Source organism: Rhodovarius sp., from assembly GCF_040399605.1.
Taxonomy (GTDB): domain Bacteria; phylum Pseudomonadota; class Alphaproteobacteria; order Acetobacterales; family Acetobacteraceae; genus Rhodovarius; species Rhodovarius crocodyli_A.
Genome location: NZ_JBBARU010000035.1, coordinates 17,366 through 33,171, shown reverse-complemented (window position 1 = coordinate 33,171; position 15,806 = coordinate 17,366). Strand labels below are relative to the sequence as shown.

Below are 15,806 nucleotides of genomic sequence, written 5' to 3'. Positions count from 1 at the left end.
GTCGACATACATGTCGACCCTCCTGGGGTGCTCGAGGGGCAAAGCCCCTCGATCTTGTTTTCCCTCACTCTTCGTTTCTACCAAGGTGGAGCCTGGGAGATGAAACCACCCACCACTCAAACGACGCCGCCCTGCCCGGCGAGGCTGGCGACCGCCCCTTTGGCCCTCGGTCCGAGCGCTCTCTGGACGCCGCCCCTGCTCGGGAGAATGATCGGCGGATGGACAATACCCCTCCCCGTTTTGGCATTTGGGCCTTGGTGCATGGCAGCCGGGCCGCCCGGCAGGATCCGGAGGAGCCGTTTGATGCTTCCTGGGCGCGCAACCGGGCGTTGGTGCTGGAGGCCGAGGCGTTGGGTTTTGACAGCACGCTGGTGGCGCAACACACCTTCAACCCGCTCAACCCGGCCAATGGCGAGTTGGAGGCCTGGACTGGTTCGGCGGCGCTGGCGGCGCTGACCAGCCGGATTGAGATCATCGCCGCCATCAAGCCGCTGCTCTACAATCCGGTGGTGCTGGCGAAGATGGCCTTGCAGATTGAGGAGATCAGCGGCGGGCGATTTGCCATCAACCTGGTCAATGCCTGGAACAAGGCGGAGATGGACAAGGCCGGCCTGCCCTTCCCGGCGCATGATGACCGCTACACGCTGGGCGATGAATGGCTGTCGATTGTCGCGCCGCTGATGCGCGGCGAGACGGTGCATCATAAGGGCCAGCATTTCACCGTCGATGGCGCGAGACTGGTGCCCGGGGCGGCGACCCGGGCGCGGCCGCGGATTTATATCGGCGGCGAATCGCAGCCGGCGCGGGCGCTGGCGGCGGCGCAGGGCGATGTCTGGTTCATCAATGGCCAGCCGATTGAGGATGTGAAGGCGCTGATTGCCGATGTCGCCGCCCGGCCGCGGCGCGATGCGGCTTTGCGCTATGGGCTTTCCGCCTTTGTCATCGCCCGCAAGACGGAGGAGGAGGCCCAGGCGGCCTATGACCGGCTGGCCCGGCTGGCGGCGCTGGATGCGCCGATGGTGGCGCAGCAAGCCGTCCATACCGACCCCAATGTGGTGATGAAGCACACCATGGCGAAGAGCGACCGGCTGGGCACCAATGGCGGCACCGCAGCCGGGTTGGTGGGCACCTATGCCCAGGTGGCGGAGCGGATGAAGCGGTTTCATGAGGCCGGAATTGAGACCTTCATGCTGCAATATCAGCCCTTTGAGGCTGAGATGCGCCGCTTCGCTGCTGAGGTGATGCCGCTGGTGCGGCGTTAGAGCATCATCCGCTCAAACGGAATCGTTTGGGCGGATAAAGATGCTCGACAAACAAAAGGTTAGAGCCTGTGCAGTGAGCCAAGGCGAACGGAACAGGCGCTAGACCGCGAAGGGCACGCCGTCATCGGGCAGTGGCACCTGGGCGACATTGAGCGTCATCGCCACCGCCACGTAATAGCCGCAGGTGGCGGTGAGTTCGGTGACGCCGGCCTCGCCGAAAATGGCGCGGACGGCGGCGAAGCGCGGCTCGGTCACGCCGCGCTCGGCGTGCAATTCGGTGCAGAATTCCCAGATGGCGGTCTCGGCGGCATCCATGCCGGTGGGGCGCTGCCTATCGGCCACGGCCTGGAGAATGGCGGTGGCCAGGCCCTCTTGCTTCGCCAGGATGGCGTGGGCGTACCATTCATAGGCGGCGTTCCATTCGCGCGCGGTGATGCAGATGGCGAATTCCACCAGCTTCTGCGGCAGCGCCGCCTCATAGCGGATATAGGCGCCGACTTTCTGCATGCGGTCGGCCAATTCGGGCACGCGCAGCCACATGTTGAAGGGGCCGCGGGCGCCATTGCCGCCGCGGGTGCCGGCGATGCTCTCGACGATGCGGGCCTGTTCCGGGGTCATGCTCTGTGGGGTGAGCATGGGGAAGCGTTCGGACATGGGGTGTTGTTTCCTCAGATGCTGGGCCGCCGGATGAAACCGGGCTCTTCCGGCGGTTCGCAGAAATTCTCCTCGATATCGCTCACCTGGGCCAGGGGTGGGCCGCGCCGGGCGAGCAAAAGCACGGCGGCGATGGCCGGTTCCTCGCCGGCCAGCACCGCTTCAACCCGGCCATCGGCGCGGTTGCGCACCCAGCCGGTGAGGTGATGCGCCCGCGCCGTCTCGACCAGCCATTCGCGGAAGCCCACGCCCTGCACCCGCCCGGCGATGAGCAGATGCCGGGCCTTCATGCCGCGATGCGCGCCAGATGCAGCATGCGTTCGGCCAGGGTGATTTCGGCGGCGATGAGCCGGCGGCGCTTTTGCGCCTCCTCATCCACGCCCCAGAATTCCTCCTGGAAGGTTTCATCGACCAGCGAGATGCGAAAGGCCTCGGCGGCGTCGAGCTCGCCGCGGACAAAGGCCAGGCCCAGCACCAGGCTGCCCAGGGGCGGCACGACATTGCCCAAGGCGGTGAGGGCGAAGGCATCGCATGCCGCCACCGCCCGGCGCAGGGCGAGGCGTGAGGCCTCGGGCTGGGTGATGTGGATGATGCCGTGGCTGAGCAGCAGGGGGGCGGCCAATTCGCGGGCGCTCCATTCCAGCCAGGGGTCCCATTCCAGCGCCTCGATGGCGGCGAGGCGCGGGTCCTCCGAGCGATAGCATAAGAGGTCTGAGGCGGCGTATTGGGCGATGCCCTCGACCATGGGGGCTGGGTCGGGCGCTACCTTTTCCTGCGCGGTGCCGACGAGACGGGTGAGGGGGATATCCTCGGGGCGGAAGTCTCGGCCCTTGGCGCCGCCGGCGGCCTGCCATTCGGCGGCCAGCGCCTGGGCCAGGGCATGGCCCTCCACCCGCAACGCGCCGCCGCCGGGCAGCCGCACCGGGCGGCCATCCAGCAGCACGGCCAAGCCGCCCTCGGCCGGCTCAACCCGGGCCTCGTCCCAAAATCGCTTCATCGTGCCAGCACTCCGCGCAGCAAATCATTCAGGTTGGGCCGAGGCGCTTGGCCTGGCTGGTCATGGGGGGCGAGCGAGGTGGGGATGGGGCCGGAGCGGCCGGCGCGGGCCATGCCCAGCGCCGGGCCGCATTCGAGGGTGATGGGGCCGCCACTGCCGCCGCCATTGCCCATGATCTGGCTGAGGCCCTGGCCGATCAGGCCCATGCCCTCGAAGCTTGGGGTGCTGAGCATGCCGGTCACCGGCACTGGCGCGCGCACCCGCAGCCCTGCCGTGCCGGGAATGGGGATGCGCAGATCGGTGTTCAGCCGCAGGGCCAGGGTTTCGTCGCGCAGGCTGATCTGGCCCTGGCCATTGATCCGCCCCAGGCTGCCATCGGCATAGAGCGCCCTCGCCTGGGCGATGCCGGCCACCACATCGAAGCGGCCGGCGAGGCAGGCAATGGCGATTTCGCCCGCCCCCCCCTGGCCGCCGCGCGGCAGCAGGGCGCCCAGCAGCCGCTGCGGCATCTGGCCATCGGTGAGGGCAAAGCCGATATGTCCCACCGAGGAGGCTGCCCAGGCCTGGGTATCGGCGCCCTGGCCGCGCAGATCGAGATCGATCTCGCCCCGGCCGGTAAAGGGCGGCGTGAGGCCGAAGACCGCCAGGAAGGCGGCGCTGTCCAGCGCATCGCCGCGCAGGGAAAGCTGCATTTGCGGCAAGGGCTGGGCGCCATCGGCGGCGGCGCGCAGGGTCAGGCGGCCGCCTGGCAGGGTGAGCGCGAGGGGGTCGAGCCGGGCACGGCCATCGGCCAGCATGGCATGGCCATGGACATCCAGCAGATCGAGGCCCTCCAGGCGCAGCCGCGCGATGGTGAGGTGCAAATCCGCCGCGGCCAGGGCCAGCCAGGAGAAATTGAGTGGCAGTTTTGGGATCAGCCGGGTCTCGGCGCGGGACGCTGGGGGTGCAGGCCGGGGGGTATTCGGGGTGGTAGTAAGGGGGAGATTCGGGGCGGGCGCGGCGAGGGCGGCGCGGATGGCGTCGAGGTCCAGCCGTTCCAGCGTGAGCGTGCCTTCCAGCCGCGGCAGCGGGTTGCGGCCCAGGCGCAGCGTGCCGCCGCCGGCCAGCAGCGGGCCTTGGGCGGCGATGTCGCGCAGCTCCAGCCCATCGGCGAAGAAGCCGCCACGCTCGGACAGCATGGCATTGAGGCTGCCCAGCCCGGGCTTGTTGAGGCTGAGCGCCAGCCTCGCGCCGGTGCCGGCAAGCGGCTGCGCCACCTCGCCGCGCAGCGTGGCGGCGGCACCCAAATGGCCGATGGTCAGCGCCATCGGCAAGGCACCGCCCTGCAGCGCGCCTGCCAGCGGGCCGATCTGGCCATCGAGGGTGAAGGCTTCGCCGCCGCGCTCGCCGCGCAGGGAAAGCTGCGCCGGCTGGTCGGCGGCGGGGATATGCAGCCGGGCCTGGCTGAGTGCCAGCATCGGCGGCAGGCGGGTCGGGCCCAAGGTGAGGGTCAGTTCCTCGGCGCGGGGGGGCTGGCCGGTGCCATCGCCCACCAGCCGGCCGCGCAGGCTGATGGCGCCAAGCCGTGGCCATGGCTGGCGCAGCAGGGTGGCGAGGGCAGCAGGGTCGGGCAGGTTGGCGGTGATGTCGAAATGATAGGCGGAGAGGCCGCGCGGCTCGCGCATCTCGCCCTCGGCCTGGATTTGGCCCCCGGCCAATTCGGCCCGCAGACGCAGCGGCCAGGCGGGGCCGGGGGCGCCCAGCAGCCGCGCCAGCGGGCCGGCCTGGGCATCGAAGGTGACGGGAAGCGCGCCCCAGCGCAGCGCGCCATTGAGGGTGAGGTTGCCATGGCCGGTGGCATCGATCCGGGCGATGGCCACACCGCCCTCGGGGGCGGAGGGGAAGCGCAGCCTAGCATCGCGGATGGCGATGATGCCGATTTCGGGCAGCGGGTCATCACGCCGTTGGGCGGCTTGGGTGGTGGCGCTGGCCTCGGGCGAGGCGGGGCGGCGGAATTGCCAGTTTGGCACGCCATCCACTGTCTCCAGCAGGATATCGGGCGCCTGCAGTTCCAATCGGCGCAGCATGATGCGGCCGGTGAGCAGCGGCAGCAATTCGACCACCACCGCCACCTCGGCCACCCGCAGCATATCGGCCCGGCTGCCGCCGGGGAGGTTGGCGAGGGTGACATCGCGCAGGGTCACGCTCGGCGTCAGGCCCAGCGAGAGGCGCATGCTGCCAAACCCCGCACTGCGCCCAGTGGCGCGCTCCAGGGCGGCGATGATGGGCGGGCGAAAGCGCTCCGCATCCAGCAGGGCGAGGGTGATGGCGCCACCGGCCAGCAGCAGTATGGCGAGGCTGGCGGCGGCCCAGCGGGCAGAGGCCCTGGGACGCCATGTGCTCCAGAACAGGCGAATGGCTTCTAGCCGCGAAGCCATCGTGCCCTCGCCGGTTTGGGGTTGTTGAAGCCGAAATATTTGAAGGTTTCCAGCATATGCGGCGATATCGGTGCTGCGGCTTCCAGCATGCCGCCGGCCGGGTGGGGGATGGCGAGCGCCCTGGCATGCAGGTGCAATTCCTTGGCCAGTCCATCCATATGCGCGCGCTCGCCGCCATATTTGCCATCGCCCAGGATGGGGCAGCGCAGCGCCTCGGCGGCATGGACGCGCAGCTGGTGAGTGCGGCCGGTGAGCGGGCGCATTTCCATCAGGGCGGCGCGGCGGTTCACCCGCTCCAGCGTGTCGTAATCGGTGATGGCGCGCTGGCCCTCGGGGGCGAAGCCGGTGCGCTCACCGCGCGGCCCGGGCACGCGGGCGAGGGGCATATCCACCCTCCCGCCAGCCGGCTCAGGCTCGCCCACCACCACGGCCCAATAGGTTTTTTTCGCATCGCGGGTGCGGAAGGCGGCGGCGAGTGCGGCGGTGGCGGCCGGGGTGCGGCCGAGGATGAGCACGCCCGAAGTGTCACGATCCAGCCGATGCACCAGGCGCGGGCGGTCCTCCTCGCCAAAGCGCAGCGCGTCCAGCATGCCATCCAGATGGCGGACGATGCCCGGGCCGCCCTGCACGGCCAGGCCATGCGGCTTGTCGAGCACGATCACATGATCGTCGCGGTAGAGCACCATGGCGGCGAGTTCAGCGGCGTCCTTCTCATCGGGCTCACGCACCGCGATGGGGGGGGGCGCGCTGGGCATGGGGGGGACGCGGATTTCCTGCCCCTCATTGACCCGCGTGGCGGCTTCGGCGCGCTTGCCATCGACACGGATTTGCCCGCTGCGCAGCATTTTTTGCAGCGCGCCCTGGGTGAGAGTGGGGTAGTGCCGCTTGAACCAGCGGTCGAGCCGTGCGCCGGCATCGCCGGGTTTGACGGGAATGGTGAGGACAGTCATCGGCGCTCTATAGGACAGGACACCGCGAAAGGCACGCGAAGCTTGCTCCGGCGCGGTATTGCCAGCAGTCTCCTCACCTGGAGGACCGCCCAAATGCAACGAATCAGCCGCCGTGCCGCCGCCCTGGGGCTTGCCATGGCCAGCCCTGCTTTGGCGCAATGGGCGCCGGCGCGCTCCATTCGGCTCATCGCCCCCTATCCGCCGGGCGGCGGGGTGGATACCACCTCGCGGCTGATGGCCGGGCCGATGGCGGCGTTGCTGGGCCAGCCGGTGGTGGTGGAAAACCGCGCCGGGGCGGGTGGCTCGTTGGGGGCCGCCGAATTGGCGCGCAGCGCGCCCGATGGGCTGACGGTCATGGTTGATGCCCTGGCGCATACGGTGAACCCAGCACTGATCCGCAACCTGCCCTTTGATTATGCGACCGCCTTCACGCCCATCACCCAATTGGCGGTGCTGCCGCAGATTCTGATTGTGCCCAATGCCTTGCCGGTGAGGGATCTGGCGGGGTTCATTGCCTATTTTCAGGCGCGGCCGGGGGCGGCCTATGGTTCCTCGGGCAATGCCACGGCGGCGCATATGGCGAGCGCGCTGCTGCTGGGGCGGGCGGGGCTGCGCATGGAACATGTGCCCTATCGCGGCGGCACCGCGGCGCTGCCCGATGTGATTGCCGGCAATGTGAACTTCATCTTCGGCACCGTCTCCTCCTCGCTGCAATTGGTGCGCGAGGGGCGGGTGCGGGCGCTGGGGGTGAGCACGGCGCGGCGCATTCCCAGCCTGCCGGATGTGCCCACCATCGCCGAACAGGGTTTTGCCGGCTTTGAGCTGAATGAGTGGAATGGTTTCTGGGCCCCCGCCGGGTTGCCGGCGGCGGTGGCGGCCCGGCTGCATGAGGCGGCGCTGCATGCCCTGGCGGATGCGAGTTTGCTGTCGCGGTTTGAGGCGCTGGGGGCGATTGCGGTGGGCAATCCTGCGGCTGAATTCGCCGCCTGGGTTGCGGCCCAGCGGGCGCTGATGGCGCAGTTGGTGCGCGAGGCGCGGATCGAGGCGGGTTGAGCGGCACGGCGATGGAATTGTGGCTGCCGCAGCGCAGCTTTGGAAATTAGTCCTTGCTGCGGCGCGGCAAAGCTGCCATAGCGGCGCCGCAGCGCAGGCCTTTTCGGGCCCCGCACCCGGTCGCGTGAACGCCCAATGCGATGGGCGCCAACCGGGTAGCGATGGCGCTTCACCCTGAGGGAACCCGGCACGCGGGGGACTTTCGCATCCGGGGGCGCATTCGCGCTCTCAACAAGCGAAACGGCCCCCGTGCATCCGCACGCGCGCCGCATGGAATTTTATGACTGCATTCAACGAACTCGGCCTTCACCCCAGCCTGCTGCAGGCGCTGGAGGAGACCGGCTATACCATCCCCACCCCGATCCAGGCGCAGGCTATTCCGCTCGCCATGGCCGGGCGCGACGTGTTGGGCATTGCCCAGACCGGCACCGGCAAGACGGCGGCCTTCGCGCTGCCCATCCTGCACAAGCTGGCCAATAGCCCCGGCCGCCCGCCGCGCGGTGGCATGCGCTGCCTGGTGCTGAGCCCGACGCGCGAACTCGCCTCGCAGATCGCCGATAGCTTCAAGACCTATGGCAAGCATATGGGGCTTTCCGTCGTCACCGTGTTCGGCGGCGTGGGGCATGCGCCGCAGATCCGCGACCTGGCGCGCGGCGTGGATATCGTCGTCGCCACGCCGGGCCGCTTGCAGGACCATTTGGACAGCCGCCACGCCCGGTTGGACCATGTGCAGGTCATGGTGCTCGATGAGGCCGACCAGATGCTCGATAAGGGCTTTCTGCCGCCCATCCGCAAGATTTTGCGCGCCACACCGCCCACGGGGGAGCGGCAGACGCTGTTCTTCTCGGCCACCATGCCCACCGAGATTGCCAAGCTGGCCGGCGAGATGCTGGCCAACCCCGCCCGGGTGGAAGTGACCCCGGTGGCCACGACGGCCGAGCGGGTGAAGCAGCGGGTTATTCACCTTGAAGCCGGCGGCAAGCGGGCGATGCTGGCCGAGTTGCTGCGCGCGCCGGGCGTGGGCCGGGCGCTGGTGTTCAGCCGCACCAAGCATGGCGCGGATAAGATCGTGAAGAACCTCGAAGCCGATGGCCTGGCCGCCAATGCCATCCATGGTAATAAGGGCCAGACCCAGCGCGAGCGGGCGCTGGACCAGTTCAAGCGCGGCACGGCGCCCATTCTGGTGGCAACTGATATCGCCGCGCGCGGCATTGATGTGGATGGCGTGACCCATGTCATCCAGCATGATCTGCCGGAGGTGCCGGAGACTTATGTGCACCGCATTGGCCGCACCGCGCGGGCTGGGGCCTCGGGCGAGGCGATTGCGCTTTGCGCGCCCGATGACCATGACAAACTGCGGGCGATTGAGAAGCTGACGCGGCAGGCGATTCCGAGCGAGGACCGGCGGACCGACCAGTCCCGCGCGCTGCCGCCGCCGGGCAATCTGGATGTGAAGCAGTTTGTGCGGCCGCATGGCGCGCCCAAGCCCAAGCAGAATCAGGGCCGCGGCCGTGGCGCGCCTGGTTGGCAACAGCGTGCGCCGCAGGCCCCGCGTGGCGCGGCACCCGCCGCACCGCGCGGCGCCGCATCCCCCGCACCGCGTGGCGGTGACGCAACCCGGCCGCGGCCGGAGCGGGACCGCAACTGGCGTGAGGGTGATTTCCGCGATACGGCGCCGGGTTTCATCACCCGCTCGCGCTGAATTCGGGCGGATACGAAAACGGCCCCGGAGCGATCCGGGGCCGTTTTGCGTTTAGGCGGCGCGGGGCGTTCAGCGCGACGCACTGGTCTGGCTGCGCAGCTCGCGGGCGCGGGACAGGACGCGGTCTTCCATTTCGGAATTGGTCGCCGAGGAGGCGGGCTGATCCACCCATTGGCCGCCACGATAAATCTGGCGGAAGACCTGCACCCGCACGCCATCCGAGCGGAGTTGGCGGCCAAGCACATAGGCCTGGGCCTTGAAACGTTCGCTCTCGGCCGTGGGGGGGGAATACCAATCGGTGATGATGACGCCGCCGGCCGGGTCGGCGCTGGCGAGCGGCATGAAGCTCAGGGTTTCCAGTGTGGCGCGCCAGAGATAGGCGTTCACGCTCACCCCGCCGGGGCCGCCCTGCTCATTCTGCTGGCTGCGGTCCACCCCGAAAACGACAAGGCCGGCATTGGTGGGGTTAACGCCGCCGCCGCGCAGAATGCGCTCGCGAGCGTTATCGGTGCCGTATTCTTCATTGCTGACCTGACGGCCGCTGCTGCAGGCGGTGAGGGCGGTGGTGATAAGAAGAGCGGCGAGGATGGGATGGCGCATGGATTGCTGCATAGCGTGTCGCTCATAAAGAAGAAAGGGGCGGCAGTTGCCTGCCGCCCCCTCCGGGTATCGTCGGATTTTCGACTGGCTCAGAAGGCCAGGCGCGAACCCATGATGAACACGTTGGCGAAGCCACGGCTCTGGACACCGGCGCGGGCTGCGTCGAGGTCACGGCCATTCTCACGCACCGAGTGGTAGACATACTCGGCAATGAGGTCGAGGCCGGGGGCCAGGCGGTAGTTGGCACCGACCGACATGCCCCAACGACGCTGGCTGGCCAGGTTGTTGCGGTCACCATAGGCGGTCGGGTTCGCCTGACGGACCAGACGACCATCGGCTGCGTTGAAGTCGGAGCGACCGCCGCCTTCATACACGCCGGTGACCATGTTGGCACCCACGGTGATCGGGCCGTTGGTGTAGCTGGCGCCAAGATTGAAGGTCTGGGCCTGGCGATCACCACGGATCGTGTTGCCCCAGAAGAAGTTGTAGTCGCCCTGATAGTAAGCTGCACCGAGGGTGAAGCCCATATAGGTGGCCTGCGCGCCAACCTGCCAGACATTCAGGCCGTTCATGGTACGAACCTGGGCGCCCGCGTTGCTCAGGTCATAGGCGGTGCTGGCACCGATGTAACCAACGGTGGCGGCGACGCCCACGCCGGAGAAGCTGCCGCGGTAGCGGAGGGCGGCCTGGTGCTCGTTGCGGCGGGCCATCGGGCCCATGGACTGGGCGGGGGAAATTGCCCAGCTGGTGGCGCCACGGTAGGCGTAAGCGCGATCGCAACCAGAGGTCGCGGAGTCGGAGGAGCAGCCGGTCTGGCCGAAACCACCGCCATTCGCCGCATAGCTCACGCCGAAGTCGAAGCCGTAGAACTGAGGGGACATATAGACGACCTTGGTGTTGTCACCAAGCTGGCCAGGGCCGGTCTGCGTGCGGTTGCCGCTCTGACGGATCTGGAACTGTTCCCACACGCCGTAAACGCCGCCGGTGCCGAAATTGGTCACGAAGCCCGAGTTCATCAGGCCGCCCATCACGCCGTCTTCGTCACCCATGCGGATCTGACCGAAGCGCTGATGCGCCACGAACACATAGGCCTCACCCACCGTGGAGGTGGAGCGCTGCACGCCCGAGCGGTTACCACCGGTCAGGTTGCCTTCGAGCGAGTTGAACTCGAGGTCGATCTGGCCACCATAGGTGAAGCCCTGAGCGGACTTGCCGGAGACGATCACCGAGATGCCGGGCAGGGTCATGAAGTCGTTCTTGCCGGTGCGGGCGAAGTTGCCAGCGCTGCCAGCGGCCGGGGTCGCCTGAGCGGCGGTCGGGATGCCGTTGGTGCCGCCGGGGGCGCCGGCGGTGATGGTGTTGTTGGTGGTGAGTGCCGTAACGGCGGTGTAGCCACCACGGCCGGTTGCGGCGTCCACAGTGCTGTTCGCCACGCGACCGAAGTCACCCGTGCCACCCGGGTTGGAGCTCTGGCCGTTGGCGTTGATGTAGCCGTAATAGGCCTGGATGGAGCCACCGATCCGCACGGTCGGGGCGTCCTGAGCGGCGGCGGGCGTGATCACCGCGGCGCCGAAGGCGGCGGAGACGACGGCTGTCGTGCCCAGCAAAATCTTGCGCATAATAAACCTCCTCGAGGACCGGAAACCGGTCATTTCCCTTGACCCACCCACCACCAGCGAACTGCGCGGCGGAATGTGCCCCCCAAGAACTGCCAACCTACGCTGACGACACTCGGGTCCGCAGAGACTATTGAATGCTGCGCAGTCTCTGAGCAACCATGCAAAACACCTCGACGCGACATCACTGAGACACTGTTGCAATCAGGACACATCGCGCGGGGCGGGCGTGGCATCTGTGCTGCCACAGCCCGGGGATTGTTATCCTCAGGCATGCAAGAGCGCGCAAAGAGCGAGGGTGGAGCCGGTTCCCTTCGCCTCGGCGCGCTAGACAGGCTCAAACAGGCTGCTGAAAACCTACGGCAGAGAAAAACAAGATCGAGGGGCAAAGTCCTTTCGCTCTTCTCCGCCGGCTCAATTTTTGTATCGAGCATCTCTATCCGCGCAAACGACCCCGCTTGACCCGATGATGCCCTACCCCTGAGAAGCCGCCAGCGCCTCGGCCGGGCTCATACGCCCATCATAGAGCGCGCGGCCCAGAATGGCGCCGGCAATGCCCTCGGGCGCGGCCCGCAGGGCGGTGATCTCGGCCGCACTCGCCACCCCGCCAGAGGCGATGACCGGCACCGCCACCGCCGCCGCCAAGGCCCGGGTGGCCTCGGCATTGGCGCCGCCCAGCATGCCGTCGCGCTCGACATCGGTGAAAATAATCGCCGCCGCCCCGGCATCGGCGAAGCGGCGGGCGAGGTCGATGGTGGGGATGTCGCTCACCTCGGCCCAGCCCTCGGTGGCCACCATGCCGCCCTTGGCATCAATGCCCAGCGCCACCTGGCCGGGGAAGGCGCGGCAGGCCTCGCGCACGAAGGCGGGGTCCTTCACCGCCACGCTGCCCAGGATGATGCGGGCGAGGCCGGCCTCCAGCCAGGCGGCGGCCGTGGCCATGTTGCGAATGCCGCCACCCAGCTGCACCGGCATGGCGGTGGCCGCGAGGATGGCGCGGACCGCCGCCGCATTGGCCGGCTTGCCGGCGAAGGCGCCGTCCAGATCGACCACATGCAACCAGCCGAAGCCGGCGGCGGCGAAGCTGGCGGCCTGAGCGGCTGGGTCGTCACTATATATCGTGGCGTCGGCCATTTCGCCGCGGCGCAGGCGCACCACCTCGCCGCCCTTGAGGTCGATGGCGGGGTAAAGGGTGAAGGGGGTGCTGCTCATTGGCCCTTGCGCCGTGGCGCCTCCAGCATGCGGTGGTAGAAATGCCCGGCCACGATCTGCCCCCGCACCCGCGCATAGGCCGGGTGGGTGCCCCAGCGTGTATAGCCCAGCGCCTCGAAGATCTGGATGGCGGCGGCCTGGGTTTCCCGCACATCGAGGTTCAGCATCCGGTGGCCGAGGGCTGCGGCGCGCTCCTCCACCGCCCGTACCAGCTTGCGGGCAAGGCCAAAGCCGCGGGCATAGGGCGCGATATAGGCGTGGGTGAGCTGGGCGCCGATGGCCTGGGCCTCATTATAGCGGGGCGGGCGGGCGAGTTGGGCGCTGCCCACCACACGGCCATCAAGCCGGGCGAGGAATAATTCCCGCTCAGGCACCAGCAATACGCCGCGAAAATGCCGGGTGAGGGTTTCGCGCTCCTGCGGCTCCAGCCAGCCGAAGCCGCCACCTTCTATAATGGCGGCGTTGGTGGCCTCGCAGAGATCGGTGATGTCGTGCTCGAGCAGCCTCTCGCAGCGTTCCACCGCCACCGCATGGGCGGGGGCCTCGCTCATGGTGCCCAGGCCAGGAAATTGCGCAGGATGGTGAGGCCGGTCATGCCGCTTTTTTCGACATGGAACTGGGTGCCGATGATATTGCCCCGGCCGATCACCGCCGCCACCGGGCCACCGTAATCGGTGGTGGCCAGCAGGTCATCGCCATCGCCGCCGCTCCAGGCATAGGAATGGACGAAATAGCCATGCGCATCGGCGGTGAGGCCGTCAAAAAGCGGATGGTCCTGGCCACGATCGAGCCGGTTCCAGCCCATTTGCGGCAAGGGCAGGGGGGTGCCGTCAGCGGCGCGCGGGTCCATGGGGGCGACCTCGCCAGGGAGCCATGCGAGGCCGGGGGTCACGCCGTGTTCCAGGCCGCGCTCGGCCATGAGCTGCATGCCCACGCAAATGCCCAGGAAGGGCCGGCCCTGGAAGCGGCAGAATTCCTCTAACGCCGCCTCCATGCCCGGCAGCGCGGCAAGCCCGGCGCGGCAGGCGGCGAAGGCGCCCTGGCCGGGCAGCACCACACGGTCGGCCGCGCGCAGCAAGGCAGGGTCGCGCGTCACCACCACGCGGGGGGTGAGGCCGGCCATCTCGCCCGCCTTCTCCAGCGCGCGGCTGACGGAGGCGAGATTGCCCGAGCCGGGGTCGATCACCGCCACGATCATGGCTGGAACAGCCCGGCGAGATTGGGGCGCGCGGCGAGCAGGCGCCGCAGGGCGGCATCGGCATTTTCGGCCACCACCACCGCCTCCAGCCGCCAGCCGCGGCGGGCGAGGGCGGCGCGGCGGGCATCCCGCCCGCATAGCCCGCAGAGCAGGTGAACCGCCACCACCACCGGTGTCGACGCATTGAGGCTGACCACCAGCCCTGCCAGCCCCCACCACCAGACGCCATGGCGGATCAACCAGAGCGGGCCGAAGACCAACGCCCAGAAGGCAAAGCCCTCAGGCATCATAATCGGCGCCTGGGCGGCGGCCGGCGGCGGCAGATGGACGGAAAAGGCCTGCATCACGCCTCCAGCACACCCTTGGTGGAGGGCACGGTGTCGGGCGCGCGGGGGTCGAGTTCCACGGCCATGCGCAGGGCACGGGCGGCGGCCTTGAAGCAACCCTCGGCGATGTGATGGGCGTTGGAGCCGTGGCGCAGCACGATATGCAGCGCGATACCGGCCTGCATGGCGAAGGCGCGGAAGAATTCCTCGAATAATTCGGTGTCCATCTCGCCGATTTTCTGGGCGGAGAAGGGCACCTGCCAGACCAGGAAGGGCCGGCCGGAAATGTCGATGGCGCATTCGGCCAGCGCCTCATCCATCGGCACCAGGGCCTGGCCATAGCGGCGGATGCCGCGCTTTTCCGCCAGGGCGGCGCGCAGCGCCTGGCCCAGGACAATGCCGCAATCCTCGGTGGTGTGGTGGAAATCGATGTGCAGGTCGCCCGTGGCCTTGAGCATGATGTCGATCATGGCGTGCCGGGCGAGGGCGTGGAGCATGTGGTCCAAAAAGCCCACGCCGGTGGCGATCTCGGCCTGGCCGGTGCCATCGAGGTTGATGCGGGCGTGGATTCGGGTCTCGGCCGTGTTGCGGGTGATCTCGGCCTGGCGGGGGAGTGCGGGCTGCATGGGGGCTGATTACGCCTGGGGGCTGCGCTTGGCCACCCTTATGCTATCGGGGGGGCGATGCGCATCTGTCAGATCACCAATGTCGATTTCTCGCTGCGGCATTTCCTGCTGCCGCTGATGCGCGGCGCGCGGGCGCGCGGGCATGAGGTGGTGGGGGTTTGCGCCGAGGGGCCATTGCTCGATTTGCCGCGGGCGGAGGGGTTTCGCATCCATACCCCGCGCTTTGCCCGCAGCCTGAACCCGCTGGCGCAGGGCCGCGCCTTTGCCGAGCTGCGGGGGTTTTTGGCGCGGGAGAAGTTTGATCTCGTGCATGGCCATATGCCGATTTCGGGGCTGCTGGCCCGGGCGGCGGCGCGCAGCGTGGGCACGGCGCATATCGCCTATACCTGCCATGGGTTTCTGTTCAATCAGCCCGGGCCGGCCTGGCGGCGGCAGCTTTCGCTGGCGTTGGAGCGCGCGGCAGGGCCAATCACCCACACTTATATGACTGTCAGTGAGGAGGAGGCGGCGGATGCCAAACGCCTGGGCATCCATCGCAACCCCATCGCCATTGGCAATGGCCGGGACCCGGCGATTTTTCGCCCCGATGCCGCGGCGCGGGCGCGGCTGCGGGCGGAACTCGGCGCCGAAGGCTGCGTGGTGATGGGCACGGCGCGGCTGGTGCGGCACAAGGGTTGGCCGGAATTGCTGCTGGCGATGCGCGACCTGCCCGGGGCCACGCTCTGGGTGGTGGGGGAGCGGCTGAGTTCTGACCATGGCGATGATCTGGATGGCGATTTTGCCGAGGCGGCGCGGCTGCTGGGGCCGCGGCTGAAGATGCTGGGCTATCGGCATGATGTGGCGGCGCTGCTGGCGGCGGCGGATATTTTCTGCCTGCCCAGCCATTTCGAAGGGCTGCCGATGAGCATCATCGAGGCGATGCTGGCCGGATTGCCGGTGGTGGCGACCGATATTCGCGGCCCGCGCGAGCAGGTGGTGGATGGGCAGACCGGCTTTCTGGTGCCCGCCGGCGAAGCCGCGCCCCTGGCGCAGGCGCTGGGCCGGCTGGTGGCGGAGCCTGGGCTGCGGGCAAGGCTGGGCGCTGCGGGGCGGGAGCGGGCGCTGGAGCGCTTTGATGAAGCGCGGGTGGTGGGGCGGACGCTGGATGTGTTGGGGCTTTAGCAGGTTGCTGAAAGCGCTGATGGGGGAGGAAA

At 68.5% G+C, this 15,806-nt stretch carries 16 protein-coding genes; 4 read left to right on the top strand and 12 right to left on the bottom strand.

Going from position 1 to position 15,806, the window contains the following annotated elements:
• Positions 1–218: 218 nt before the first annotated feature.
• Positions 219–1,262, top strand: a complete 1,044-nt coding sequence (locus tag ABWP84_RS10650; RefSeq protein ID WP_353212003.1) for an LLM class flavin-dependent oxidoreductase — start codon at positions 219–221, stop codon at positions 1,260–1,262.
• A gap of 99 nt (positions 1,263–1,361) precedes the next feature.
• Here ABWP84_RS10650 and ABWP84_RS10645 read toward each other — a convergent pair whose 3' ends face one another.
• From ABWP84_RS10645 to ABWP84_RS10625, 5 genes are read right to left on the bottom strand one after another with little or no spacing between them, the layout of a single operon-like run.
• Positions 1,362–1,916, bottom strand: coding sequence for a hypothetical protein (locus ABWP84_RS10645; RefSeq protein WP_353212002.1), 555 nt, complete (start codon positions 1,914–1,916; stop codon positions 1,362–1,364).
• A 14-nt stretch (positions 1,917–1,930) separates the two neighbouring features.
• Positions 1,931–2,206: an acylphosphatase gene (locus tag ABWP84_RS10640; protein ID WP_353212001.1), complete on the bottom strand. Its 276-nt coding sequence runs from the start codon at positions 2,204–2,206 to the stop codon at positions 1,931–1,933.
• The gene (locus tag ABWP84_RS10635; protein ID WP_353212000.1) at positions 2,203–2,913 is read right to left on the bottom strand and encodes an ATP12 family protein; all 711 of its coding nucleotides are present in this window, start codon (positions 2,911–2,913) and stop codon (positions 2,203–2,205) included. The genes ABWP84_RS10640 and ABWP84_RS10635 overlap by 4 nt, the downstream gene beginning before the upstream one ends.
• Positions 2,910–5,330 carry an AsmA family protein gene (locus ABWP84_RS10630; RefSeq protein ID WP_353211999.1) on the bottom strand — a complete coding sequence of 807 codons (2,421 nt, stop codon included), beginning with the start codon at positions 5,328–5,330 and terminating at the stop codon, positions 2,910–2,912. Before ABWP84_RS10630 ends, ABWP84_RS10635 begins: the two co-directional genes overlap by 4 nt.
• A complete protein-coding gene (locus ABWP84_RS10625; RefSeq protein WP_353211998.1) occupies positions 5,315–6,280 on the bottom strand; it encodes an RluA family pseudouridine synthase in 966 nt (321 codons plus the stop codon). Before ABWP84_RS10625 ends, ABWP84_RS10630 begins: the two co-directional genes overlap by 16 nt.
• 93 nt (positions 6,281–6,373) lie before the next feature.
• On the opposite strand from ABWP84_RS10625, the gene ABWP84_RS10620 reads away from it, so the two are divergent.
• A complete protein-coding gene (locus ABWP84_RS10620) occupies positions 6,374–7,333 on the top strand; it encodes a tripartite tricarboxylate transporter substrate-binding protein (protein ID WP_353211997.1) in 960 nt (319 codons plus the stop codon).
• A gap of 280 nt (positions 7,334–7,613) precedes the next feature.
• Positions 7,614–9,035: a DEAD/DEAH box helicase gene (locus ABWP84_RS10615; protein WP_353211996.1), complete on the top strand. Its 1,422-nt coding sequence runs from the start codon at positions 7,614–7,616 to the stop codon at positions 9,033–9,035.
• A 69-nt stretch (positions 9,036–9,104) separates the two neighbouring features.
• On the opposite strand, the gene ABWP84_RS10610 is transcribed toward ABWP84_RS10615, so the two are convergent.
• The 7 genes from ABWP84_RS10610 to hisB all read right to left on the bottom strand — a co-directional run bounded on the left by ABWP84_RS10610 (position 9,105) and on the right by hisB (position 14,613).
• On the bottom strand, positions 9,105–9,635 hold the full coding sequence (locus tag ABWP84_RS10610; RefSeq protein WP_353211995.1) for a DUF3576 domain-containing protein: 531 nt from the start codon (positions 9,633–9,635) through the stop codon (positions 9,105–9,107).
• A gap of 89 nt (positions 9,636–9,724) precedes the next feature.
• Positions 9,725–11,254, bottom strand: a complete 1,530-nt coding sequence (locus ABWP84_RS10605) for a porin (RefSeq protein ID WP_353211994.1) — start codon at positions 11,252–11,254, stop codon at positions 9,725–9,727.
• A 471-nt stretch (positions 11,255–11,725) separates the two neighbouring features.
• Positions 11,726–12,463: a 1-(5-phosphoribosyl)-5-[(5-phosphoribosylamino)methylideneamino]imidazole-4-carboxamide isomerase gene (hisA, locus tag ABWP84_RS10600; protein ID WP_353211993.1), complete on the bottom strand. Its 738-nt coding sequence runs from the start codon at positions 12,461–12,463 to the stop codon at positions 11,726–11,728.
• Positions 12,460–13,014: a GNAT family N-acetyltransferase gene (locus ABWP84_RS10595; RefSeq protein ID WP_353211992.1), complete on the bottom strand. Its 555-nt coding sequence runs from the start codon at positions 13,012–13,014 to the stop codon at positions 12,460–12,462. The genes hisA and ABWP84_RS10595 overlap by 4 nt, the downstream gene beginning before the upstream one ends.
• Positions 13,011–13,661, bottom strand: coding sequence for an imidazole glycerol phosphate synthase subunit HisH (hisH, locus tag ABWP84_RS10590; RefSeq protein ID WP_353211991.1), 651 nt, complete (start codon positions 13,659–13,661; stop codon positions 13,011–13,013). The genes ABWP84_RS10595 and hisH overlap by 4 nt, the downstream gene beginning before the upstream one ends.
• Positions 13,658–14,005 carry a hypothetical protein gene (locus ABWP84_RS10585; protein ID WP_353211990.1) on the bottom strand — a complete coding sequence of 116 codons (348 nt, stop codon included), beginning with the start codon at positions 14,003–14,005 and terminating at the stop codon, positions 13,658–13,660. The genes hisH and ABWP84_RS10585 overlap by 4 nt, the downstream gene beginning before the upstream one ends.
• On the bottom strand, positions 14,005–14,613 hold the full coding sequence (gene hisB, locus ABWP84_RS10580; RefSeq protein ID WP_353211989.1) for an imidazoleglycerol-phosphate dehydratase HisB: 609 nt from the start codon (positions 14,611–14,613) through the stop codon (positions 14,005–14,007). The genes ABWP84_RS10585 and hisB overlap by 1 nt, the downstream gene beginning before the upstream one ends.
• Positions 14,614–14,670: 57 nt before the next feature.
• Here hisB and ABWP84_RS10575 point away from each other — a divergent pair, with 57 nt between their 5' ends.
• The gene (locus ABWP84_RS10575) at positions 14,671–15,774 is read left to right on the top strand and encodes a glycosyltransferase family 4 protein (RefSeq protein WP_353211988.1); all 1,104 of its coding nucleotides are present in this window, start codon (positions 14,671–14,673) and stop codon (positions 15,772–15,774) included.
• The last annotated feature ends 32 nt before the right edge of the window (positions 15,775–15,806 follow it).

What these genes read in the sequence shown, in the direction of transcription:
- ABWP84_RS10610 (WP_353211995.1), bottom strand. Translation starts at nt 9,635, where the DNA reads ATGCGCCATCCCATCCTCGCCGCTCTTCTTATCACCACCGCCCTCACC.
- ABWP84_RS10615 (WP_353211996.1), top strand. Translation starts at nt 7,614, where the DNA reads ATGACTGCATTCAACGAACTCGGCCTTCACCCCAGCCTGCTGCAGGCG.
- hisB (WP_353211989.1), bottom strand. Translation starts at nt 14,613, where the DNA reads ATGCAGCCCGCACTCCCCCGCCAGGCCGAGATCACCCGCAACACGGCC.
- ABWP84_RS10640 (WP_353212001.1), bottom strand. Translation starts at nt 2,206, where the DNA reads ATGAAGGCCCGGCATCTGCTCATCGCCGGGCGGGTGCAGGGCGTGGGC.
- hisA (WP_353211993.1), bottom strand. Translation starts at nt 12,463, where the DNA reads ATGAGCAGCACCCCCTTCACCCTTTACCCCGCCATCGACCTCAAGGGC.
- ABWP84_RS10625 (WP_353211998.1), bottom strand. Translation starts at nt 6,280, where the DNA reads ATGACTGTCCTCACCATTCCCGTCAAACCCGGCGATGCCGGCGCACGG.
- ABWP84_RS10635 (WP_353212000.1), bottom strand. Translation starts at nt 2,913, where the DNA reads ATGAAGCGATTTTGGGACGAGGCCCGGGTTGAGCCGGCCGAGGGCGGC.
- ABWP84_RS10620 (WP_353211997.1), top strand. Translation starts at nt 6,374, where the DNA reads ATGCAACGAATCAGCCGCCGTGCCGCCGCCCTGGGGCTTGCCATGGCC.
- hisH (WP_353211991.1), bottom strand. Translation starts at nt 13,661, where the DNA reads ATGATCGTGGCGGTGATCGACCCCGGCTCGGGCAATCTCGCCTCCGTC.
- ABWP84_RS10575 (WP_353211988.1), top strand. Translation starts at nt 14,671, where the DNA reads ATGCGCATCTGTCAGATCACCAATGTCGATTTCTCGCTGCGGCATTTC.
- ABWP84_RS10605 (WP_353211994.1), bottom strand. Translation starts at nt 11,254, where the DNA reads ATGCGCAAGATTTTGCTGGGCACGACAGCCGTCGTCTCCGCCGCCTTC.
- ABWP84_RS10630 (WP_353211999.1), bottom strand. Translation starts at nt 5,330, where the DNA reads ATGGCTTCGCGGCTAGAAGCCATTCGCCTGTTCTGGAGCACATGGCGT.
- ABWP84_RS10595 (WP_353211992.1), bottom strand. Translation starts at nt 13,014, where the DNA reads ATGAGCGAGGCCCCCGCCCATGCGGTGGCGGTGGAACGCTGCGAGAGG.
- ABWP84_RS10650 (WP_353212003.1), top strand. Translation starts at nt 219, where the DNA reads ATGGACAATACCCCTCCCCGTTTTGGCATTTGGGCCTTGGTGCATGGC.
- ABWP84_RS10585 (WP_353211990.1), bottom strand. Translation starts at nt 14,005, where the DNA reads ATGCAGGCCTTTTCCGTCCATCTGCCGCCGCCGGCCGCCGCCCAGGCG.
- ABWP84_RS10645 (WP_353212002.1), bottom strand. Translation starts at nt 1,916, where the DNA reads ATGTCCGAACGCTTCCCCATGCTCACCCCACAGAGCATGACCCCGGAA.